19 protein-coding genes are annotated in these 23,388 nt (G+C 39.2%); 15 read left to right on the plus strand and 4 right to left on the minus strand.

Features of this window, described 5'->3' with window-relative positions; translation table 11 throughout:
* Positions 1 to 201: 201 nt before the first annotated feature.
* On the minus strand, positions 202 to 1,386 hold the full coding sequence (locus MHI22_RS00695; RefSeq protein WP_058845079.1) for an MFS transporter: 1,185 nt from the start codon (positions 1,384 to 1,386) through the stop codon (positions 202 to 204).
* Between the two features lie 125 nt (positions 1,387 to 1,511).
* On the opposite strand from MHI22_RS00695, the gene MHI22_RS00700 reads away from it, so the two are divergent.
* Together MHI22_RS00700 and MHI22_RS00705 are read left to right on the plus strand one after the other, a co-directional pair.
* Complete coding sequence (locus MHI22_RS00700) at positions 1,512 to 2,390, plus strand: LysR family transcriptional regulator (RefSeq protein WP_340810803.1); 879 nt, start codon at positions 1,512 to 1,514, stop codon at positions 2,388 to 2,390.
* A gap of 198 nt (positions 2,391 to 2,588) precedes the next feature.
* Entirely contained in the window at positions 2,589 to 3,839 is a 1,251-nt protein-coding gene (locus tag MHI22_RS00705; RefSeq protein ID WP_101966311.1) for an MFS transporter, read from the plus strand.
* A gap of 52 nt (positions 3,840 to 3,891) precedes the next feature.
* Here the strand turns inward: MHI22_RS00705 and MHI22_RS00710 are convergent, their stop codons facing one another.
* Entirely contained in the window at positions 3,892 to 5,727 is a 1,836-nt protein-coding gene (locus MHI22_RS00710) for a multicopper oxidase family protein (RefSeq protein WP_340812686.1), read from the minus strand.
* Between the two features lie 312 nt (positions 5,728 to 6,039).
* Here MHI22_RS00710 and MHI22_RS00715 point away from each other — a divergent pair, with 312 nt between their 5' ends.
* From MHI22_RS00715 to MHI22_RS00745, 7 genes are all read left to right on the plus strand, one after another.
* Entirely contained in the window at positions 6,040 to 7,464 is a 1,425-nt protein-coding gene (locus tag MHI22_RS00715) for a tetratricopeptide repeat-containing diguanylate cyclase (RefSeq protein ID WP_330493893.1), read from the plus strand.
* 274 nt (positions 7,465 to 7,738) lie between these two features.
* Positions 7,739 to 8,221 (plus strand): cell wall elongation regulator TseB-like domain-containing protein, encoded by a 483-nt coding sequence (locus MHI22_RS00720; RefSeq protein ID WP_036118471.1) that lies wholly within the window; start codon positions 7,739 to 7,741, stop codon positions 8,219 to 8,221.
* A gap of 16 nt (positions 8,222 to 8,237) precedes the next feature.
* Positions 8,238 to 9,431 (plus strand): pyridoxal phosphate-dependent aminotransferase, encoded by a 1,194-nt coding sequence (locus MHI22_RS00725; RefSeq protein WP_340810804.1) that lies wholly within the window; start codon positions 8,238 to 8,240, stop codon positions 9,429 to 9,431.
* 28 nt (positions 9,432 to 9,459) lie between these two features.
* Positions 9,460 to 10,755 carry an asparagine--tRNA ligase gene (asnS, locus tag MHI22_RS00730; protein ID WP_036118465.1) on the plus strand — a complete coding sequence of 432 codons (1,296 nt, stop codon included), beginning with the start codon at positions 9,460 to 9,462 and terminating at the stop codon, positions 10,753 to 10,755.
* A 76-nt stretch (positions 10,756 to 10,831) separates the two neighbouring features.
* Entirely contained in the window at positions 10,832 to 11,563 is a 732-nt protein-coding gene (locus MHI22_RS00735) for a DnaD domain-containing protein (RefSeq protein ID WP_340810805.1), read from the plus strand.
* A 14-nt stretch (positions 11,564 to 11,577) separates the two neighbouring features.
* Positions 11,578 to 12,240 carry an endonuclease III gene (gene nth / locus MHI22_RS00740; protein WP_036118459.1) on the plus strand — a complete coding sequence of 221 codons (663 nt, stop codon included), beginning with the start codon at positions 11,578 to 11,580 and terminating at the stop codon, positions 12,238 to 12,240.
* Positions 12,237 to 12,551: a YpoC family protein gene (locus MHI22_RS00745; protein WP_036118455.1), complete on the plus strand. Its 315-nt coding sequence runs from the start codon at positions 12,237 to 12,239 to the stop codon at positions 12,549 to 12,551. Before nth ends, MHI22_RS00745 begins: the two co-directional genes overlap by 4 nt.
* A 203-nt stretch (positions 12,552 to 12,754) precedes the next feature.
* On the opposite strand, the gene MHI22_RS00750 is transcribed toward MHI22_RS00745, so the two are convergent.
* Positions 12,755 to 15,403, minus strand: a complete 2,649-nt coding sequence (locus tag MHI22_RS00750) for a penicillin-binding protein 1A (protein WP_089933188.1) — start codon at positions 15,401 to 15,403, stop codon at positions 12,755 to 12,757.
* A gap of 2 nt (positions 15,404 to 15,405) precedes the next feature.
* Positions 15,406 to 16,050, minus strand: a complete 645-nt coding sequence (gene recU / locus MHI22_RS00755) for a Holliday junction resolvase RecU (RefSeq protein ID WP_340810806.1) — start codon at positions 16,048 to 16,050, stop codon at positions 15,406 to 15,408.
* A gap of 378 nt (positions 16,051 to 16,428) precedes the next feature.
* Between recU and MHI22_RS00760 the strand changes: the two genes are divergently transcribed.
* The 6 genes from MHI22_RS00760 (at position 16,429) to MHI22_RS00785 (ending at position 23,310) form a co-directional block, all read left to right on the plus strand.
* The gene (locus MHI22_RS00760) at positions 16,429 to 16,623 is read left to right on the plus strand and encodes a hypothetical protein (RefSeq protein WP_036118439.1); all 195 of its coding nucleotides are present in this window, start codon (positions 16,429 to 16,431) and stop codon (positions 16,621 to 16,623) included.
* A 216-nt stretch (positions 16,624 to 16,839) separates the two neighbouring features.
* Positions 16,840 to 17,217, plus strand: coding sequence for a YppE family protein (locus MHI22_RS00765; protein WP_230593757.1), 378 nt, complete (start codon positions 16,840 to 16,842; stop codon positions 17,215 to 17,217).
* The gene (locus MHI22_RS00770) at positions 17,192 to 19,456 is read left to right on the plus strand and encodes a DEAD/DEAH box helicase (RefSeq protein WP_340810809.1); all 2,265 of its coding nucleotides are present in this window, start codon (positions 17,192 to 17,194) and stop codon (positions 19,454 to 19,456) included. Before MHI22_RS00765 ends, MHI22_RS00770 begins: the two co-directional genes overlap by 26 nt.
* A gap of 138 nt (positions 19,457 to 19,594) precedes the next feature.
* The gene (locus tag MHI22_RS00775; RefSeq protein WP_197413030.1) at positions 19,595 to 21,154 is read left to right on the plus strand and encodes a helix-turn-helix domain-containing protein; all 1,560 of its coding nucleotides are present in this window, start codon (positions 19,595 to 19,597) and stop codon (positions 21,152 to 21,154) included.
* Between the two features lie 99 nt (positions 21,155 to 21,253).
* Positions 21,254 to 22,222 carry an ABC transporter substrate-binding protein gene (locus MHI22_RS00780; protein WP_340810811.1) on the plus strand — a complete coding sequence of 323 codons (969 nt, stop codon included), beginning with the start codon at positions 21,254 to 21,256 and terminating at the stop codon, positions 22,220 to 22,222.
* A gap of 29 nt (positions 22,223 to 22,251) precedes the next feature.
* Positions 22,252 to 23,310 (plus strand): serine hydrolase domain-containing protein, encoded by a 1,059-nt coding sequence (locus tag MHI22_RS00785; RefSeq protein ID WP_340810812.1) that lies wholly within the window; start codon positions 22,252 to 22,254, stop codon positions 23,308 to 23,310.
* Positions 23,311 to 23,388 lie beyond the last annotated feature (78 nt).

Consider the following 23,388-nt stretch of genomic DNA (forward strand, 5'->3'; position numbering starts at 1 on the left):
CTTTAGTTGAATTTGTAAAAGTTCCTCATAGCTTTTTAAATCAGTTTATAAAATTTCTTTAATCTATTCGATACGATAAATCAACATTTCCTTGGCGGTTTCGCTAATTTTCATATTTATGTAGATGCAATATGAATTGCAGAGGTACCCATTTAATGAAGGCCAACAAACGATTCAAAAATAAAAAGACGACCTACCTTGCTAGGAAGTCGTCTTTTTCATATGGATATGAGGTTGATTCTGATTGCCAATTTTTAGTTGAATTAGGACCATAGCTAGAACGATGATAATCATGCCAATAATCGCAACTGAAAAATTGCCTGTGAAGTCTCGTACTAGACCAACAAAAAATGGACCCAGGGCAGCGAATACGAAACCAACTGATTGTGTCATGGCTGCCAGGAAGCTTGCCTCGCTCATATCCTTGGCCTCATCGATAGGTAATGTTAATCCTAATGAGAATAGCCCACCTGCACCAATGCCAATCAACATACTACTTAACCAAGGATTATAAGAAAACAGTAGCATCAATAACCCAATTAATTCTAATGATGAACTGCTGATTAGCCATACAGCTCGATGCTGAAAACGATTATTTAAGATAGGCACTAAAAACGTGGCAGGCATTTGGGCGACGGTTAATAGTGTCAGCATCATGCCAGCATCGTGTTTGCTGTAGCCCATATTTTCAGCGATTGGTGGTAACCAAGCCATTATGGTATAAAACATGAAGGCCATTAAACCAAAAAAGCCTGTTAAAAGCCAAGCCTTTTGATTCGTTAGCATGTGCTTCACATTTATACCAGTACTAGATGGTTTAGCAGCGCCTGATTTTTGTTCGACTGGTTTCCACCAAAAGACTAAAGCAATCAGGGCAAGTATAGCCCATGAAGCGGCAGAAGCTTGCCATGAATGAAAGAGATTGCTCAATGGTATGGAAAGCCCTGAACCAAGTCCAGCGCCTACAACAAGTGCTAACGAGTAAAGACCGATTACACGAGACGGATTCGAAAACTTCTCCTTAATATAGCCCGATAATAAAGGACCCGCTATAGCAATACCAATGCCTGATAAAAAAGCCGTAACTAGCATCACCCAGGCAGAATAAGCAAAAAATCTTGCAGCTGTTGCTAGTCCAATAAGAATAAGGGAGTAAGCAATGGCTCTCTCAATGCTCCAACGATTGGCTAGTTGTATCGCAAAAGGAGCAAACAAGCCCATACATAGCACAGCTAAAGATGTTAATAAACTTGCAGTAGCCGCACTCATATGTAAAGATTCGCGGATGATGCCTAACAAAGGTGAGACCGAAGTAATCACAGGACGTAAATTAAATGAAGCTAAAATAATAGCGATAATGGGTATAATTGTTTGCTTTGCATTCATGTTATTTCAACTCCGATACAATTCATAGTAAGTTCAAATTGAAGTCTATACCAACCAAGATGATTGAACAATACTATTATTACTATTACAATAATAGATAAAAACTATGATTGGGTGTGATCGGTGTGGAAATACGTCATTTACACTATTTTATGGCAGTCTGTGAGGAGTTACATTTTACAAAAGCTGCTGAGAAACTTGGCATTTCTCAGCCAACATTAAGTCAGCAAATACGCGTGCTTGAGGACGAGTTAGGTATGCCATTGTTTGATCGGATTGGAAAAAAGATTGTTGTAACAGAGGCTGGCTCTCTATTATTTAGCTATGCTACGGAAATGCTCACAACATTACAAAATGTTAAAGATGCTATCAATGATTTACAGGAGCTGCAAAGAGGACAAATAAGTGTTGGCATTATGCCATCTGATTTAGATTATCGGATTACACAGCTTGTCATTGACTTTCATCAAAAATTTCCGAAAGTAAAACTGAAGATACTGGCTTCTATTGATATTATGCGGCAGGTTCTTGAAAATGAAGTGGATATTGGCATTGGGACGAATGTGGAGCCAGATGATCGTTTGGTAATCATTCCTTTACGTAGAGAGGAGTATGTGCTGACCGTTTCACAGGAGCACCCATTGGCGAATCAAACCGCTATCACCATTGCTGAATTGAAAGGCCTGCCTATGGTGATGTATCCAGAAGGCTTCTTTGGCAGAGAGATTGTAGAGGAGGCTGTAAAAAAACATGGTTTTCAGCTTCATTCTATTCTTGAAACAAGCTCTGTCACGTCGATTATGAATCTTGTCCGTGCCAATATTGGTGCGACAGTGCAACCATACCATCTAATCCAACAAATAAATGATCCTACTTTGTGTAGTATATGTATTTCAGATGGAGCACCTAGCCGTAGCTTGTCTATCATTTACCGAGTAGATCGCTATGTCAGCCAAGCAACAACAGCATTTATTAAACAAATTAAAGAATATTTCAAGGCTTGAAGCAAACGGTTAAGAAGATAAATTGCCAAATAAAGTTCCTTTTTTTGGTGAGATTACATATACTATTTATAAACCGACAGTCAGTCTAATTTGTGTAGGGCAAGATATGAAGCGTGTAAAGTTTCACTTGTGCCTACACTTTTTTTACACAAATAATGACCGACAGTCGGTCTAATAAATTGAAGAGGTGGTCATTAAATGGAAATAACAATAACAGAAAAGGGCTATTCGAAAGATTTTTTTATAATGGTAGTTGGGCAAATTATTTCTATTTTGGGCTCTGCACTTTTAAGATTTGCTTTGTCACTTTTTGTGTTAGATATGACAGGACGCGCAGATCTTTTCGCTTTGCTTTTTGCTATTTCATGCCTACCTATTTTACTTACGCCATTTGGTGGTGCTATAGCAGATCGATTCAATCGACGTAATTTAATGGTCCTATTTGATTTTATCAGTAGTGCTATTGTCTTTATTTTCTTTTTCGTGTTACTGACAGACAATCATTCCGTGTTATCGATAGGGTTTGTTATGGTACTGTTATCACTTGTCAGTGCAATGTATACACCAGCCGTAATGGCTAGTATCCCTATATTGGTTAGTGAACAGAAACTAGAACAAGCCAATGGCATTGTCAACGGAGTGCAGGCTTTGGCAGGTGTGACTGCACCTGTACTAGGGGGAATTTTATATGGTGTGCTCGGCCTAAAAATGCTGGTCATTGTAAGTGGTTTTTTATTCTTCTTTACAGCTATTGTAGAAATGTTTATGACGATTCCCTTTATAAAGCGAGACTACGATGGGCATTTGGTGCAAATATTAATGAAGGATATGAAAGAAGGCTTTACCTATGTCGTGAAGCAAACATTTATTTTAAAATGCACGCTACTAGCTGCTTTATTGAATTTATTATTGACACCGCTTTTTGTTGTGGGCGTGCCGATTATCCTTCGCGTCACAATGGAAAGTAGTGATGCATTATATGGAATAGGTATGGGTATCATTGATTTGGCAACCATTTTAGGAGCATTAACGATGGGCTATTTTGCACAAAAGCTTCGTATTCACAACCTCTACATTTGGGTGTTGCTGTCGGCATTATTAGTCATTCCTATGGCGATGGCTGTGTTGCCTCGAATGTTACTAGTAGGCTATTATCCTTCATACGGCATCTTTATTGGGTGTGCCGTTGTGATTGCAATGATGATGACGATCATTTCCATTTACGTGATGACCCTTGTCCAAAAGCAAACACCAAATGATAAATTAGGGAAGGTCATGGCAATTATGATGGCAGTATCACAATGTATGGCTCCACTTGGGCAAATAGGGTATGGTATGTTGTTCGAGGTCTTTCAAGGTAGGATTTATATACCTGTTCTCATGATAGCTGTATGTGTACTATTGTTAGCGTTCATAACGAACAGAGTATGGCGATTTGAGACTAAATGATTTGTTATAACAAAGAAAACCACCTTTTTAATGGTAGTTTTCTTTGTAAAGCTTAAAATCTTCTCGCTCTATGACGCCTCTGCCTGTTAGTAGGAGCCTGCGTAGGCAAGAATGGGAAGAGAAGTGGTGGCCTAAACTGTGCATTATTGCCTACATGGACAGCCAGCGATTCCTTTTCACTCGTAGGAGCCGCACTCTCTTCCTCCTGTGCTATGGCGTTTAATAGCGGTGCTGGAGACTCGTTATGATGTGTAGTACTGGTAGTTTCAGTAGGATTTGTTGTAGCAGTCGCTTCTTGATGTTGTGCTGGATGTTCGATGGCAGCATGTGGCTGCTGGACTGCATGGACGTCTTTCATGACGAGGATTGGCCGCATCATATCATGGTCCTCGTGCTCAAGGAAGTGACAATGCCACATATAATGACCAATATGATCTTTCCAATGCATAATAATTTTCGTTACCTTACCTGCATCAGCTTTCACTGTATCCTTCCAGCCTCGCTCATAGTCACGTGGCTCCTCAGGTGGCCCTGTGAATTCTATAATGCCTTCATTTTGATAAAGTTCCAGATTAAAGGGTCTTCGCTCCAAAATTTTAAATTGAATGAGATGTAAGTGAATAGGGTGAAGAAAAGGTGTAGCATTAATAAAATTCCATATTTCCACACTATCTAAAGATGGTTTTTCTGTTGCTGGGTCATGGTACATACGGTCATTTAATAATAACATAGGGCGTCCAAATTCATCAGTTGTAGCTGTCAAGGGCAGTTGTCTTTCAATATGTGCATGGTGTGTATGGAGATCCATCGTAACGGCTAGCCTTTCAGGAATATCACTTGTATCCTCACATTTTAAAGGTACTGTGACTCTAAACTGGATAATGACATTTGTATGTTCATTACTGAAATCTGTATCCGCATTGATTAAGGTGATTTCCTGTCCCGCACAGTTTGAAAAATCGATAATCACATCTGTACGTTCTGCTGGCAGCAACTCGACAGATTGGATCAGTTGGGGGGCGGATAAGAAACCGCCATCTGTACCAATTTGAAACATTGGCTGACCATTTGACAGGCTGATAACATAGCCCCTCCGATTGGAACCATTAAGAAAACGAAATCTATATTTACGTGGCTCTACATCTAAGTAAGGCCATAATTTTCCGTTCACTACGATTGTATTACCAACAAAACCAGGTGTAATGGAGGGGTGAACGGGGACTGGGAATGGTGGTTCATCAGGATAAAACAACGAGCCATCCTCATTAAAGGATTTATCTTGTATTAAAACCGGATATTCGTAGTCTCCACATGGTAAATTAGCGCGTTCCTCAAGTGCGTCTCTCAGTAAATAAAAGCCTGCTAATCCTGCATAGACATTTAAACGTGTTAAGGCCATTGCATGGTCATGATACCACATGGTAGTGCCAGGCTGATGATTTGTATATTCATGTATTTCCTTATTAAATTTTGGCCCAGTATGCCGATAGTCTCTTGTGTACCATGCTTCTGGATGACCATCACTCTCCCAATCCACATTGGCGCCATGTAAGTGAGTGACGGTTCTTACCTCTTGAGAATCGTTGGCGGCATGAAGTGTAAAATCTACGGGTAAAAAGTGCTGTAAGGGTAGCTGATTTTTATATTTCACGTAAATGGTTTTGTCTTTAGTAGCTTCAATGGTTGGTCCTGGATAAAGCCCGTTATAGCCCCAAATGTATGTTTTGGGGAAATGCTTATGAAAACGGTGCTCGCCTTCCATCATGACTAATTCATAATAATCATTTTTTTGTTGCCCTCTACTATATTTGGGTTTAGCTATCATTGGTTTTGGAAGTTCATCTACAAATTTTGGAATAGTTGCTGGATCAGAAGGGTTAATTTGCATACTCACAACATCACGTCCTTTTTCAATACTTAAAATGGCTAATTATTTCATCATATGGGTAAAAACAATAGGTAACGGGGACAATGATGGAGAAAAGTGTGTGAAGGCATAAAAATTTAACGACAACTATGAATGGAAAGCGATGATTCATTTTGAAGGTGTAGCGCAAGAAAAAGATGGTTGGACCTAGTAAGAGATTTTGAAATGCAGGAAATAGTTGGTTATCTAATGAAAAGGGCGGACGGAGTGAATAAATATACCTTATAATTGAGAAAGCACAAAGTGTATAGGGCTTGGAGAAGTGGTGAAACGGTGAAATTAACATTAGAAGAGTTAAATAAAACGATTATGGAAATGCGCACGAAGGGGTTTTTAACGGAAGCATTAAAACTAGCGGATCAAGGTCTTTTAGTCGCATTAGAGAGCGAAAATTATGCATATGTATTGGATTTGTACTATCAAAAAATACTAGTTCACCATTCTTTAGGTGACACATTAAGCATGGTCAGTCTTATGCATGATTATGAGGCGATTTGTCAAAAATATGGTTCTAGCAAAGATTTAATGCATTATCATTTAATCATGTCTTTAATCTATGACTTGGTAGGCATACGGGAAAAAACAGTAGAGATGACGAAGAAATCGATCGACTATGCACAAGAGTTGCAGGACGCCATCATGCTTGTTCGGTGTCATAATAATTTATGTTATTTAGAGGTGGAGAAGGGCTGTACGAAGGAAGCGCTTCAAGCAGGGCTTTTAGCTAGAACATATAATCAGTCCTTATCTAAGACAATGCCCGATCTTGCAAAATTACATGATATTCGTATTAATAATAATTTAGCAGATGTTTATATTTTAGAAGGGGATTTTAAAACGGGGAAGGCCTTGCTGGACAGCACGTTATCCTCTGACATTATTCATCAGCATAAACGCGAAAAAGTAGCTGCGTTGTTTGGCTATGGCTTTTTATATGAAAAGCAGCAAAAGCTTGAAGAAGCCGTCCCCTATTATAAAAAGGCTGTAGAGCTTGCTAAATCCTACGGGGATAAACCGACAACGAAAAAAGTCATGCGTTTACTGTTAGATGTATTGTATCAATTGAATTGGCGGGATGAAATTTTTGATGTACAGCGTGAATATATTGATCTTACAGAAAAAATGAGTGTTGCGAATTTACTACAGCAAGTCATGAATTTGGAATTTAAGCGTCAAAAGGAGAAGCTTGAGAAAAAAGCCCATTATGATCCATTAACGGGCGTGTTAAATCGTCATTTTTTGGATCATGAGCTACATGAATGGTTAAACATAGCCGAAATGACGCAATCATATGTGTGTATTACGGTACTAGATATTGATCATTTTAAATTGTTTAATGATATGCATGGTCATCTGTTTGGGGATATGGCTTTACAGCTTTTAGCCAAGGGCTTGAAGAACTTTTTACATAAGGAAGATGTGAAAATTATTCGGTATGGCGGAGATGAATTTATCCTTTGTATCAAGCATCAACAAAAGGACTATATCAAAACACTTGTCAACAACACGCATGCTTATTTACTCACTTTAAAGCTAGAACAAGAGCATCAAAGCTATCCGTTAAAGGTGAGTATGGGTGCTTGTGTCAACAATCAGCAAAATTATCAGTATAAAGAGTTATTTGAGCGAGCAGATAGCTGTTTGTACGAAGCGAAAGATAATGGCCGTGCCAGCTATGTTCTGTGCGAACTATCATAAATTTACGCATTCCTATTTACTTGGTTGAATAGGAATTTTTCAATGGAATTAAATTTGCTATACCAATCATTTGAAAACGTTATTCTAGCAACGTACAATATATGAAATTAGGAAACACGACAGTACAAAATTGTTGTATAATGTTGTGGTATGAGGAAAGAAAGCAGGTTGACAAAATGGAAAGCAAAATGAATGGTTATACAGTGATAGACATACACAAGCTTCAGCTATGTGTTATGCCAAAACAGCTCGATAGGAAACATAAGGTGAATAGATGAAAAACTGGTTAATTTTCATTTCTGTCTTTATTGTTTCATTGTCACTTGTCATTAGCATTTTAGTACTCTGGAAAGCCGAGGCTCCGTTCCGTTCAATTGAAGAGAAGGCTGAACAGTTGGCACTCGATGCCAAAGCCCTCGCAATTGTCTCGGAGTCCTACACATATAATGGCAAACATTCGTATGTTACTGTGTTCGGGGTAGACGAATACGGTGATAAAAAAGCTGTCTTTGTTCCAACGAATCTAGATGAGGATTCCATTCAGGAAGTGTTATTAGAAGATGGTATTACGGAAAAGCAAGCATTATCGGTTTTTAAAAATGAAGGAAATGTACAAAAAGTCCTCCACATGAAATTAGGTTATGAGGAACCTGGCGCTGTTTGGGAGATTACCTATCTAAACAACCATGATCAGCTCAACTATGTCTATATCATGTTTAAGGATGGCGACTGGTGGAAGCGCATTACGAATTTATAAGAGGAGTAGATCCCGGATGAAAAATTTATTAGCAACACGTGTAAAAACTTTAACACCATCTTCAACATTAGCTATTACTGCGAAAGCAAAAGCATTGAAAGAGCAAGGTATTGATGTTATTGGTCTTGGGGCTGGTGAACCAGACTTTAACACACCTCAAAATATTTTAAATGCAGCCATTGATTCAATGGAAAAAGGATTAACAAAATATACACCTGCTGGCGGACTTCCAGTTTTGAAAAAAGCTATTATTGATAAGCTTCAACGCGATAATAATCTTGCCTATCAATCAAATGAAGTCATTGTCGGCGTAGGGGCAAAGCATATTTTATATACGCTATTCCAAGTTATTTTAAACGAGGGCGATGAGGTTATCATTCCAATTCCTTATTGGGTGTCTTATCCAGAACAAGTGAAATTAGCTGGTGGCGTACCTGTATATGTTGAAGGTACACGTGAACAAAGCTATAAAATTACAGCGGATCAACTAAGAGCAGCTGTGACAGATAAAACGAAAGCTGTTATTATCAATTCACCTAGCAACCCATCAGGCATGATTTATTCTCGTGAGGAGCTAGCAGAGCTTGCAGCTGTTGCAGAAGAAAAAGATATTTTAATCGTGTCAGATGAAATTTATGAAAAGCTTGTATACAATGGTATTGAGCATTTTTCAATTGCACAACTTTCTGATGCAGTGAAAGCACGTACAATCGTTGTAAATGGTGTGGCAAAATCTCACTCTATGACAGGCTGGCGTATTGGGTATGCTGCAGGTGACGCAGACATTGTTAAAGCAATGACTGACCTTGCATCACATTCAACATCAAATGCGACAACAACAGCACAATATGCAACTGTGGAGGCGTATAATGGCCCTCAGGACGCAGTAGAAGAAATGCGTCAAGCATTTGAATCTCGTCTTGAAAAAATTTATCCACAGTTAAGTGCAATTCCTGGCTTCCATGTCTTAAAACCACAGGGTGCATTCTACTTATTACCAGACGTAGCAGAAGCTCTGGCTCACACTGGCTATGATTCAGTAGATACATTCGCTGCGGATATTTTAACAGAAGCAAACGTAGCAGTGATCCCAGGCTCTGGCTTTGGTGCACCAACTACAATGCGATTATCCTATGCTACATCTTTAGAATTATTAGAAGAGGCAGTCCGTCGTATTGATGCATTTGTAAAATCAAAATGGCAAGACTAATCCCTCTAGTCGACTTTGGAGGATTTCTATGAAAAAAATTATGATTAAAGATATGCCACAGCATATCGGTGAAACAGTCAAAATTGGCGTTTGGTTAGCTAACAAACGTTCAAGCGGAAAAATCGCGTTCTTACAGCTACGTGATGGTTCTGGCTTTGTACAGGGCGTTGTCGTGAAAGAAGAAGTAGGCGAAGCAATTTTTGCTACGGCAAAAGGAATGACGCAAGAAACGTCTATGTACGTTACGGGCGAAGTGAAAGCTGATGAACGCTCAAGCTTTGGCTGTGAGCTTGCTGTAACAGGTATTGAGGTACTACATGCAGCAACAGATTTCCCAATTACACCAAAAGAACATGGTCCTGAATTTTTAATGGATAACCGTCATTTATGGCTACGCTCTCGTAAACAGCATGCCATAATGAAAATCCGTAACGAAATTATTCGTGCCACATATGAATTTTTCAACAATAATGGTTTTACAAAAATGGACCCACCAATTTTAACAGGATCTGCACCTGAAGGTACTTCAGAGCTATTCCATACAAAATATTTTGATGAAGATGCTTATCTATCTCAATCTGGTCAGCTTTACATGGAAGCGGCTGCAATGGCGTTAGGAAAAGTATTCTCATTCGGTCCAACTTTCCGTGCTGAAAAATCTAAAACACGTCGTCACCTAATCGAGTTTTGGATGATTGAGCCTGAGATGGCATTTGTAGAATTTGAAGAAAACTTAGAAGTACAAGAGCAATATGTAGCGCACATCGTACAATCCGTACTGGCAAACTGCAAATTAGAATTAGAGCGACTTGGCCGTGATACATCGACACTTGAAAACATCAAAGCGCCATTCCCTCGTATTTCGTATGATGATGCGATCAAACTTTTACATGAACAAGGCTTCGACGATATCGAATGGGGCGATGATTTTGGTGCGCCACATGAAACAGCTATTGCGAATTCATTTGACAAACCAGTATTTATTACTTGTTACCCAGTAGGCATTAAACCATTCTATATGCAACCACATCCAGAGCGTGATGATGTTGTCTTATGTGCTGATTTAATCGCACCAGAGGGTTACGGTGAAATTATTGGTGGTTCTGAGCGTATTCATGACTATGAATTATTAAAATCACGTTTGGAAGAGCATAATCTATCATTAGATGCTTATGCATGGTATTTAGAGCTTCGCAAACATGGTTCTGTCCCACATTCAGGCTTTGGTCTTGGATTAGAGCGAACTGTAGCATGGATTTCTGGCACAGAGCATATCCGTGAAACGATTCCATTCCCACGTTTACTGAACCGCTTATATCCATAAGCTAATCAATTTAAAAGTCGCGTAGTGAAATATCTACGCGGCTTTTCTACTTACTAAAGAAGGAGTCTGGAGAAACATGAACGTAAATAATCATCGACTCCGTACATGGACTGAGCAGAGAATGATTCACATTCCTCAGCTTTTTTTTCAGTTTTATAAGGAGTTAAATATGGAAGATGAAGAGGCACTCATTGTCATGCACTTATTAGCCTTTCATATGGAAGGGAATGATTTCCCAACACCTAATGATCTCAAAAATCGCCTCACAATGTTTGACCATGACATCACATCACGTTTACAACGCTTAATGCAAAAAGGTTTTCTTGAAATTTCACGCGATGTTGATGCGGGAGGCAAGCTATATGAAAAATATTCCGTGTACCCACTATGGGAGCGCATTGTGCAGATGATGGATATGAAAGAGCAGCAAAAAACGGCAGTGACACTTCGACAAGAAGAAGGCGAGCTATTCCGTCTATTTGAAGAGGAAATGGGGCGTCTTTTATCTCCTTTAGAGCTTGAAAAAATAGGATGTTGGCTTGATGAGGACAAGCATAGTCCAGCGCTCATTAAGGAAGCACTAAAGGAGGCTGTCTTTGCTGGGAAACTGAGTATTCGTTATATTGATCGCATTTTATTAGAGTGGAAAAAGAAAAATATTACGACACCACAAGCCGCACAAAAGCAAAGCGAGCAGTTCCGTGAGAAACAGACATTTAACAGAGCACCAGCGCGGACAGCTCAACAAGAAACAACGCAACCAACGAATAAAGTACCATTTTACAATTGGTTAGAGGAAAGAGAATAGAGGGGGCATCTGGTTTGTTAACAAAAAAACAGTGGGAGCATTGTCTAGAAGAGATGGATCGAATGTTTCCAGATGCACATTGTGAGCTCGTGCATGACAATGCCTTTGAGCTGACGATTGCTACATTATTATCCGCACAATGTACAGATGTACTAGTCAATAAAGTAACGAAAACATTATTTCAAAAATATAAAACGCCAGAAGATTATTTAGCGGTATCCTTAGAGGAGTTACAGCAGGATATTCGTTCTATCGGTCTTTATCGTAATAAGGCAAAGAACATTCAGGCATTATGTCAACGATTGCTCACTGAGTATGGTGGTGAAATACCTGCAACACGTGAAGCACTTGTGACATTACCAGGCGTAGGGCGAAAAACAGCCAATGTCGTGCTTTCCGTTGCCTTTGATATTCCAGCACTTGCAGTGGATACGCATGTGGAGCGAGTTTCAAAACGGCTAGGGCTCTGTCGATGGAAAGATTCGGTGCTTGAAGTAGAAGAAACGATTATGAAAAAAACACCTATGGACAAATGGTCGAAAACACATCACCAGTTAATTTTCTTTGGACGTTATCATTGCAAGGCACAAAATCCTGGGTGTCATGCCTGCCCTTTACTCGCTGATTGTCGTGAAGGTCAAAAACGCTTAAAGAAAGGCTTGGTGAAGGAAGCGTGAACAATGAGGCTATCGCAAAAGATAAAGTAGATGCATGGTTTGCTCAATGGTCAACCTTGCAAGCAGCGATCCATACAGCCCACGATGCGAGAAACGGTACAGCTAAAGGGCTAATGGAACAAGCCATCGAGCTATTTGAACAACTTGTACAGGCAGCAGGCGATGAGGTGCTACCGATCAATGGTGTTGAAAGACTTTCCTTTATTAAAGCCAAGCCAGGCCAATACGCATGCTACCGTCAGCTAGATGAATTATTCAAAGAAACCAAAAAGCGCACAGCTCGATTGCGAATTCAAGCTAGCAAAAGCTAGGAGTCGATAGAGCACCAAGATGCGGATAAAGTGCAAGAAGTGGTGGATAGAAAGTCAAAAGTAGCGGATAGAATGAGCAAAGTGATGGATAGAGCGCCAGAATTGATCGATAGAGCGCCAGAATTGATCGATAGAGCACTAACAAAGTGTTAAGAACGAATTTAAAAAGCCGAGAAGCAAATTGCTGCTTCTCGGCTTTGTGTTTATTCTGAGCTTTGGTCTTCTTCTATTGGGTTGGTTGGTTCGGTAGGAGGGGTTGGCTGTTGATTGCCATCATTGTTACCACTGTTGCTACCGTTACCGTTATTACCTTGCCCATTGCCATTATTATTGTTGTTATTGCCATTGTCGTCATTCCCGTTGTCATTGTCTTCTTGACCAGGATCTGTTGGTAAATCGATTTCTGGCTCATCTGGGTCTTCTGTTTCTAAATCTTCCTCAGGCGTACTTGTGATTTGGAAGGTAGTTGTGCCAGGTTCACTGCGTGTGCCATCTACAATGGCTACGACAGAGATTGTGTAATTACCATCTTCAAGCGTGTTGCCAACAGTTAAGCCTTTGCTGTCTGTTGTACCAAGCGTTATTGATTCTCCGCCATCACGTTTGGCAGTTACTTCAAATGAAGTTGGTAATGGTTCATCTGTTTTTGGATCTAGGATCGCATCATGTTCCCAAGAGATATTAATAGACTGTGCTCCTAAATCTAGGCTTGCTGATACATTGTAAGGTGTAGATAATTCTGGAGCCTCGTACACACTCGACACCTCTGTTGGTTCAGTACCACGAACGAATAGTTCTGTTTGACGTAGTTCGCTAGGTGTATAATCACTTGCTAATTTAAGTGGTTTAGAGCCGACTTCAATCGTTGCTTCTACAACGGTATTTGGCTTTTTAAAGCTTGTATTTTCAACATTTGATGAAATATCTTGCATAATTGATTTAAATAAATTTTGTGGTAATCGACGTTCTTCCCACGTTGTAATTGGATCAAAGTGTTTTTCATAACCACTCCAGATAGCAATGGAGTAGTTTGTTGTGTAACCCGCAAACCATGAGTCTGGTACACTTGTATTTGGTAAATTATATTTGCTAAAATCTTCTGCTGAGTAGTTGGTTGTACCTGTTTTACCTGCGATATCTAAGCCAGGTACATTGGCAGCAGTACCAGATGCATCTGGTTTATTGCCAACGACATCACGTAGCATATCTGTCACCATATAAGCTGTGTAATCGCTCATAGCCACTTTAGGCTCAGGTGTGTAATTTTTAGATGTTTTACCGTCACGGTAGACGATTTTTGTAATGGCATGTGGATCTGTATAGACCCCGTTATTGCCGAAAGCAGCATAGGAAGCAGCCATTTGGATAGGGGAGATTGTAATGGCACCTCCACCAATCGCATCTGACTCATATAGATTTTCCGTTTCAATTCCTAAACGCCCTACAAATTCTTTTGCTTTGTCAGTACCAACCTCTTGTAATGCTTTGACAGCTGGTACGTTACGTGATGCATATAACGCTTTACGTGCCGTCATGGCCCCCATATATCTGCCATCCCAGTTCGTGATTGTTTGTTTTGAATTTGTATAGTTCATTGGTTCATCGACAAGTGTTTGACCTGTAGACCATTTTAAATATTCAATTGCTGGACCGTAGTCAACTAATGGTTTCATTGTGGAACCAGGTTGATTTTTTGTTAGGTCATCTGCATAGTTGAAACCACGCTCAGCACCGTAATGACGACCACCACCAACGGCTTGAATGGCACCAGTCTTTGTATCGATGACAGCTACACCTGACTGAATTTCTTCAGTAGGGAAATTACTGTCGTCGTTCATTACGTTTTCTACAACTTGTTGGGCATTCGGATCAAGTGTTGTATAAACTTTAATTCCTTCTGCCATCGCTGTTCCATCACCATTATTTTCTAATTCATTGATCACAATATCGAGGAAGGCATCATATTTCGAACCTGCAAATGATTGACGTGTTGCATCATCCGCTAGACCTGATTGGACTTCCATTTGTTTTGCTTCTTCCATCTCAGCTTTTGTAATTTTTCCATGTTGATGCATTAAGCCTAAAACCGTATTACGACGTTTTTTCGCAAGCTCAGGGTTTTTTAATGGATTATAAGCATTTGGTCGTTGGACTAATCCTGCTAATAATGCTTCTTCATCTAATGTTAAATCTTTTAATTCTTTACCATAGAAATATTGTGCTGCTGTTCCGAACCCGTAAATACGACCCGACATGAGCATTTTATTGAAGTACATTTCAAAAATCTCTTCTTTTGAATACTTACGTTCTAGTTGGAAGGCTAGCCAAGCTTCTTGTGCCTTACGCTTTAGTTTTTTCTCGTTTTGTAAAAATGAGTTTTTGACAACTTGCTGTGTCAGGGTAGACGCACCTTGTGCACCAAAGCCATCACGGAAGTTTGCCAAAATAGCACCGCCTAGACGATAAAAGTCCATGCCGTGGTGCTCAAAAAAGCGCACATCTTCCGTTGCGAGAATAGCATTGACCATATCTTCAGGTATATCTTCATACTTTATATATTTACGGTTTTCAGCACCGATTGTAGCAAATAGTTCACCGTTTTTATCGTAGAACTCTGAAGAAACAGGGTCCTTTAATAATTCTTCATCAAGCTCTGGAGCTGTGCTTGCATAGTAGGCAAACAATCCAGCGCCTCCAATGAAGCCCGCCACACCGATTGCTAAGAGTGTTAAGAAAATACGTTTAAACCACGTCTTAGCAGGTGAAGATGATGTTGTTTTTTTCTTACCTTTTTTATTTTTTTCAGCGAGAGCTTTTTGGTGCTCTCCACGTGTTCGACGACGTTCAGTCATTCTTATTTCTCCTCACTTTCAGACCTGAAGCATGTTGCATCGATCCATTGTTGGATAATGGGTAAGTAATCGATACGTGGATAATAACTTGTAGGAATTTCATATGCCTCTTCTTCAATCGTTGAAAAGGGTATCGATTTACGATCGCCATTCTCCATTGTTTGCCAGGCCTTTTGTAAAACTTCGTAGGGCACAATAAAATATCGTTCAAAGGCAGAAAAGCGAACGATAATAAAAGCCATACCATTTTGTTCCGTCACTTGCTGCATATGGATCATTTGATGCTCATGAATATTTTTTAAGGGGAAGCTCGTTTTGGAAGCCGTTTCCTTTGCATCAAAATCTATATAATGCCCATTCCAAACACCATTGTAGTCGGTTGTAGAGGGTGTTCGAAAATATGCTTCACGAATAACAGCAGCACTTCGTGAAGGGTACTCTACTTTGACGATTTGCACAGGAACAGGTTTCTTATGAATGATAGCAAGTCGCCTTTTTATATAATAGTCGTTTGCTTCATTAATTTCATCTTCTAGAGTCTTGCCACGATTACTAAAAGACAAATCTTTGCTATTCCTTTTTTTCTCTGTTTTCTGTACAGACACATTCGGCGTATACAATTTTCCGTTTGGATAACGAATTGTCATTCAACTCACCCTTTATCATACTGCTTTTCTATACACTAGTTTACCATGTTTTAGCGGCTATTCTCTACCTCCATCAGTCATGTTATTGCTAATAGAATCGTAGAGAACAGATGGGAAGTAGAAACAAATTACGTCGAAAAATCACTAGCTTCTATTTTACTCGAATCGTCAAAATAACTGATTAATTTTAGTCATGAATTGGCTGAAAATATGTCCCTTTCAGATCTTTCATAGAAGACGTTTTTTTAGGTTGAAGGTTCATTTTTAAAAATTTATCGAAAATCTTCTTCTTTCAGCTAACTTACGCTTATTTTGTCACGCTTGAAGGTAATTCTATACATACGAGGAATACTAAAGTAAAGCAAAGGAGGCGTTATATTGAACAAGTTAGAACAATTAGTTGCGCAGTTAGATCTGGTCAATCAATTACTTTTCACGAGAGTGTCCCTGGAAAACAATGCACATAGTTTGCACTTTTTTATGCAGCTTCAAGCGGTTAGCCAGAAAGTAAGCTTAGCAGAAAAGAACTGGCAAGTAAAGAATGCTTGTTCGCCTATTAGTAGTGAAAAATGATAGACTTTGGTACACTTATCTCATAAGCAATTGAACTAACACAATAGCATTAAAATTGATACATTATTTACCGTGAAATAGCGGTGAATAAAGATCAAGAGCGTGATATTTCCATAGTTGCTTTGTTGGACAAAATATACTCACCATGTATATGCAGTGACTACGAAATATATTTGCTTATGCGTAATTGATGAGAGATGAGGTGCAAAATTGTTAGTGATTCAGCAAACATCCCAATTAATAGATGAATGTGAACAATGTGTTTTACGATTCTGGCAAATGCGTGAGGAAGATCGGACACCTGATTTTTTCCAAGAGGTGAAACCACACGCTGATGAAATTCATCAACTATTGAAGGAATGGCAGCAAGAGGCCAATACATGGATTCAAAAAAATAAACCGAAATATATGCATACGCAGCAAATTGCTTCAGTGGTAGAATCGATGGAGCAATTTGTTGTGCAATCTTTTTATAAAGAAACTAGTAAAAAACGTTTTTTAGATGCGACCCATTCTACCTCCTATACTTTAAAAACCTTTGAACGATTACTAAAGGAGGAGGAATCGAATGCTATCGAAGAAACGAACGATTAGTGAGCTTTTACAGGAATGGAGATACGATGAAGAATTAAAAGAGCGTATTTTACATTGGCAAACACTAGAAAGTCGACCAGCCAAATATGCACCTTTCCCAGGAAATTTACACCCATCCCTAGTGAAAGCACTACAGGCAAGGGGTATCGAGCAACTATATACACACCAGCGAGAAGCCTTTGATTTGGCGCAGCATGGTACATCTTTTACAGCGGTTACGCCAACTGCTTCGGGTAAATCCTATTGCTATCATCTACCAGTGCTGCAAAAAATAATAGAAGATAAAAATGCGCGGGCCATTTATTTATTTCCAACAAAGGCATTAGCACAGGATCAAAAAAATGATTTAAATGAACTCATTGAGCAAAGTGGCGAGGAAATTTTAAGTTATACGTATGATGGAGATACGGCGCCAGGCATTCGCCAAAAAGTTCGAAAGGCAGGGCATATCGTTATGACGAACCCCGATATGCTGCATTCCGGAATTTTGCCACATCATACTAAATGGGTCTCACTCTTTGAAAATTTGCAGTATATCGTTATTGATGAATTGCATACATATAAAGGGGTATTTGGTTCGCATGTTGCCCACGTTATTCGAAGACTAAAGCGTATTTGTGAGTTTTATGGTAGTAAGCCGGTGTTTATTTGTACATCAGCTACCATTAAAAACCCGAAAGAACTTGCTGAGCTTCTGACGAATGAATCACATGCACTAATTGCTGATTCAGGCGCACCTGTTGGCAAAAAAACCTTCCTTTTTTATAATCCACCAATTATTCATAAAACATTTGGGGTGCGTAGAAGTGCCGTGTTAGAGGTTAGTGATTTAGCCAAAAGGTTGTACATAGCTGGTATTCAATCCATCATTTTTGCCAAAAGTCGAGTACGAGTCGAGATGATTGTCACATACTTAAAGGAGCTCACTCGCAATAAGCTACTCGATGAATCTGTGCGTGGCTATCGAGGTGGATACTTGCCCTCTGAGCGACGTGTCATCGAAAAAGGCTTGCGTGAGGGTACGATTCAAACAGTGGTTAGCACCAATGCATTAGAACTAGGTGTTGATATCGGTCAATTACAAGCTTGTATTATGACAGGTTACCCGGGAAATATTGCGAGTGCTTGGCAGCAAGCAGGACGTGCGGGAAGACGTCAGGATGAGGCATTGATTATATATGTTGCACAATCTTCTGCATTGGATCAGTATGTGGTCAATCATCCTTTGTTTTTGCTTGGTAGTACGCCAGAGGAAGCGCGTATCTATCCAGAAAATATGTTGATTTTAATGGATCATTTGAAATGTGCCGCCTTCGAGTTACCCTTTTCAATAGGCGATTCGTATGGAGAATATGACATACAGGAATTGTTGGATTACTTGGCGGAGGAAGGGGTTGTCTTTAAGACGAGTGACAAATGGCATTGGATGAGTGATCGTTTCCCTGCGCATGATATTAGCCTGCGTTCTGCGTCACAGGAAAATGTGGTCATAATTGATCTGTCCGTCCCTGCACAGACAAAGGTGATTGGAGAAATGGATCGTCATAGTGCCATGACCCTTTTACATGAAGAAGCCATTTACCTACACCAAGGTATTCAATTTCAAGTGGAGAAGCTCGATTGGGAAGAAAAAAAAGCCTTTGTACGTGAAGTAGATGTGGATTACTATACAGATGCCAATCTAGCAGTCGAAATGAAGGTGCTAGAGGAGGATCGTAGCCGTCCCTATGGAGGCGGTACAATTAGCTTTGGCGATGTTGGCTTAGTCGCACAAGCAACGATCTTTAAGAAAATCCGCTTCGGCACACATGACAATATCGGTTCAGGGCCTATCCACCTCCCGCCAGATGAAATGCATACAAGTGCTTCGTGGCTTTCGTTCAATAGGGTGTCTCAATGGTCAGAGGCAGAATTAACGGATGCTATGGTAGGAGCTGCTTATGCGATGAATGCTTTTATCCCGATTTTTATCCAGTGTGATAGTAGTGATGTAGCAGTTGTGCCGCAAGTAAAGGCATCACACAATGAGTTACCAACGTTCTTTGTTTATGATAAGTATCCAGGTGGGATCGGTTTAAGTGAGAGAGTATTTGCACTATGGGAAGAACTGTTAAACAAAACGCTACAACATGTATCGAGCTGTCCTTGTGAATCAGGTTGTCCGTCTTGTATTGGGGCGCAAGATAGTTTAGAGCAAGGGAAGAAAAGAGTGATAGATCTTCTTCGAATATTAAATTAAATAAAAAGGGCTTAGGGAATAAGCAAGTTCGTTCCTCAAGCCCTTTTATATTTTATAAATAGTATCATCTTATTTGTTAAAACGAGGGTTACCTACTATGCTTGTGGGAAGGAGGAAGTCGATTTGCTATTCGACCAAATGACACATTTTCTTTTTCATTTTCTTGATATTAAAATTTTATCAAGCAAGACGAAACGGCATTATCAACAAAGACTTGAGAGCCATTGCTTACTGTTTACCACAAAGGGGACTGCTAATTTGACTTTTGGAAATCACCAACACAGGCTGCTTAAAGATAGTGTCTACCTTTGCCCTGCTCAGAGCGAGCTTATCTTAAAGGTGGATTTAGAGAAGTTAACTACAGTTTACCTTATTACCTTTAATGCTCTCCCACAGATGGAGGCGAAGACTGATAGAGGAGAAGAGATAAATCTTGAACAAACAGAAGAAATCATCCGTCTTTGTAACAGTCTAATGGCATTGGTTGAGAGTCCTATCAAAGAGGACATTTTATTAAGCCAAGCACATTTTTACTTGCTTTTACATACCATCACTCAGCATCGTAAAACCTCTAATAGAGACTTGCAACATATGTTAGAAAAAACAAAACAACATATGGAGTATCATTTTCAAGAAGCCATTCAAGTGAAAGATTTAGCCCAAATGATGAATATAAGTGCAAAATATTATATGGAACTATTTCGAAAACAGTTTGGTATTAGTGCCATCCAGTATTTAATGAATATAAGAATGGAAGCGTCTAAATGGCTTTTAATAAAAGGAGGTAAAACCCTTCGAGAAATTGCAAGTGAGGTTGGGTATAAAGACGAGTTTTACTTCAGTCGTCGATTCAAACAACAAATGGGTATGTCTCCCTCTCTATTTATGAAAAGTCGTAGAAAAAACATCGCTGTTTTAGATAGTTCCTTTTTTGGCTTGCTTGCACCACTACATTATATCCCCATTGCAGCACCGCTCCATCCAACATGGCGATTTCATTACTATAAGACTTTTGGCAATCATGTACCTATTCAGCTAGCTGTGGGCAGAACGCCAGCCGTTTTAAATGAAAATATGGCGTTACTTCTACAAGAAAATCTGCAATATGATTATATATTTTGCTTAGATAATGTGACGGATGAGCAGTTGACGATATTACAAAAGAGAGGCCATGTTTATCGACTTGCGTGGAGCAGTTTATCATGGCGTGAACAGTTGCTAGAGGTTGCAAAAATCCTAGATGCAGAGATGGAAGCAAGGAAATGGCTTATAGAATACGAACAAACTGTACAAGAGGCGGTTGCTAGCTTAGCGTACATTTGCCATGAGCGAAGTATGTTATTTTTGTTAGTGAGAGAGGATGAATGCTATCTGTATCAGGATAGAAGTATTCAAGAAGTTTTGCTGGAGGACCTAGGACTAAATGTGATGATCTCTGACACACAAGAACCTATTACAATTGGGCAATTATCTGAAATGAATCCAGATTTCATCATGGTACTTGTTTATGAAGACGAAGAATCGATGATGAAATGGGACGAGCTTCAATCAGATGAGCTGTGGCTTGAATTGAAATCAGTGCGAAATGATTCCATCTATACACTTACTCATTTTCCATGGCGCGACTATGCTCCGTTGCCACATTTACTGATTGTAAAAGAAGTCATGCAATTGTTAACCGCAGATAGTTCATTATAAAATCCGCCTTTTCTACATGGACGCCAAAAGAACGCTTGTTTATTATTGATAATAGTTTTCATTCTCAATTGAGATTAGCGTAAAAAGGAGGCGTTCTTGATGAAAAAAACTATAGTCATTTTAAGCATCGTAGTATTAACTTTAACTTTATCTGCATGTACAAAAGATAAAGAAGAATCAACATCATCTGTCTTGCAAAAAAAGGAAAGTGAAGAACAGACAACAAAAATTACTTATTTAAATAATCATTACAGCGTTCCAGTAAAACCAGAGAAAATTCTCTTTTTAAATGCCTTTGAATCCATTGAGGATGCTGTGATTTTGGGCATAGAACCCTATGCAGCAAGTGCAATTGGTAGTGATGAGGAGCCATTCCCCAGTTTTTTTGGCGACGTTACGGCGAATACAATTCCTTTATTAACAACGAGTGGGGACAGTTTGGAGTACGTTTTGCAACTTGCACCAGATTTAATTATCAGTACAGATATGGAAGATCCAAAAGTTTTAGAACAGTTAGAGAAAATCGCACCAGTAATTCCAACCTCTCATTATGGACCAGATTGGCAGGAGAATCTTGAAATGCTAGCTGAGATTACTGGAAAGACTGAAAAAGCAAAAACACTTATTGATAAATACCATCAGGATAAGCAAAATGCTATCCATTATCTCGATTCATTCCAAGACAAGGATATAGTAGCCATACGTATTCGAGGTGGCGAAATGATGATTTACCCTAAAGACGTATTTCTCAATGATGTACTATACGGTGAATTGAATCTCCCTGTGCCAGAAGCTATTAACAAGGTGAATCAGCAAACCGTTATTACTTTGGAGGGCCTCTATCAAGCCAATCCAGATTATATTTTTATTCAGTATGATCTTTATGAAAATGATATGGATGGAAGTATACTTGAGGAGCTTCAACAAAGCCCAGTTTGGAAAGGATTAAAGGCAGTCGAAAGCAATCAAGTTTTTATTAATGCCATAGATCCATTGGTAATGGGTGGAGGGACATTGAATGGTCGAATTCGTATTTTAGAAGCAACTATGGAAGCATTAAGTAACTAAAATACGTAAAGGTGATAAGGAGCGATTGTGTGAAATTATCAGAGGAACTTAATCAACTATTTATGTCAAAATTTGAACAAGGGCTTTTCTCAGGCAATATTTTAGTAGCGAAGGAAGGTAAACCTATTTATATAGGTACTTTTGGCTTATCAAATTACCATAGTGGCAAGAAGCTTTCCGAAAATTCCTTATTTGAGTTAGCTTCAGTAACGAAGCCTATGACAGCCATGGGCATTATGATTCTCGAGGAACAAGGGAAACTTAATTATGATGACACTATCAAGAAATGGATTCCCTCATTTCCATACGAAACCATTACTTTACGACATGCATTAACACATACATCTGGATTGCCGGATTATATGGAATTATTCGAAAGCCACTGGGATCATCATTGTATTGCGACGAATAGAGATGTACTACGTTTACTAACGGAACATAGACCACCGCTCTATTTTGACTCAGGTGAAAAGTATCAATATAGTAATACAGGTTATGTTTGCCTGGCAATGATAATTGAAAAAGTATCAGATATGTCCTATGCCATGTTCATGTTACAGCATATATTTAAACCGTCAGCAATGCAACGAACAAGGGTCATGAATCGCAGGTATCATCCTGAAGATGTTGAGGATTTTGCTTTTGGCTATATCCGTGATGAGAATAGTGCATTAATCTCCTTGCCTGACGACCTTCCAGGTTATGAGTTTGTGAACTATTTAGACGGAATTCAAGGAGATGGAATGATTCATTCAACCATAATGGACTTACTTTCGTTGGATAGAGCACTAAAAAGGGGGGATTTGCTTTGTGCATCATCTCTTGAATTGGCTCTGTCCTCAATTGTGACAAAGGATGGTCAAAAGACACCATGTGGCTTTGGTTGGTTCATTGATCAATCACCAAAAACAGGGAAAAAGGTATTCCATAGTGGTGGTTGGCCAGGTTATACCACGATGTTATGCCGTTATATAGAGACTGATTACACCATTATTATCCTCAATAATGTAGAATGCCATACAGAAGATAACCTGCATGAAAGCGTATCAGATTGGTTACAGCAAATTGAAACATATATATTTCATTGAATGTGATACAGATAGAAACTCAGTGGGACTTTTTCCATTGAGTTTTTTTATCTTAATTCTGTGGATAGTATGCTATAG

Origin of the sequence: Lysinibacillus sp. FSL L8-0312 (assembly GCF_038003285.1) — a bacterium.
Classification (GTDB): Bacteria; Bacillota; Bacilli; order Bacillales_A; family Planococcaceae; genus Lysinibacillus; species Lysinibacillus fusiformis_D.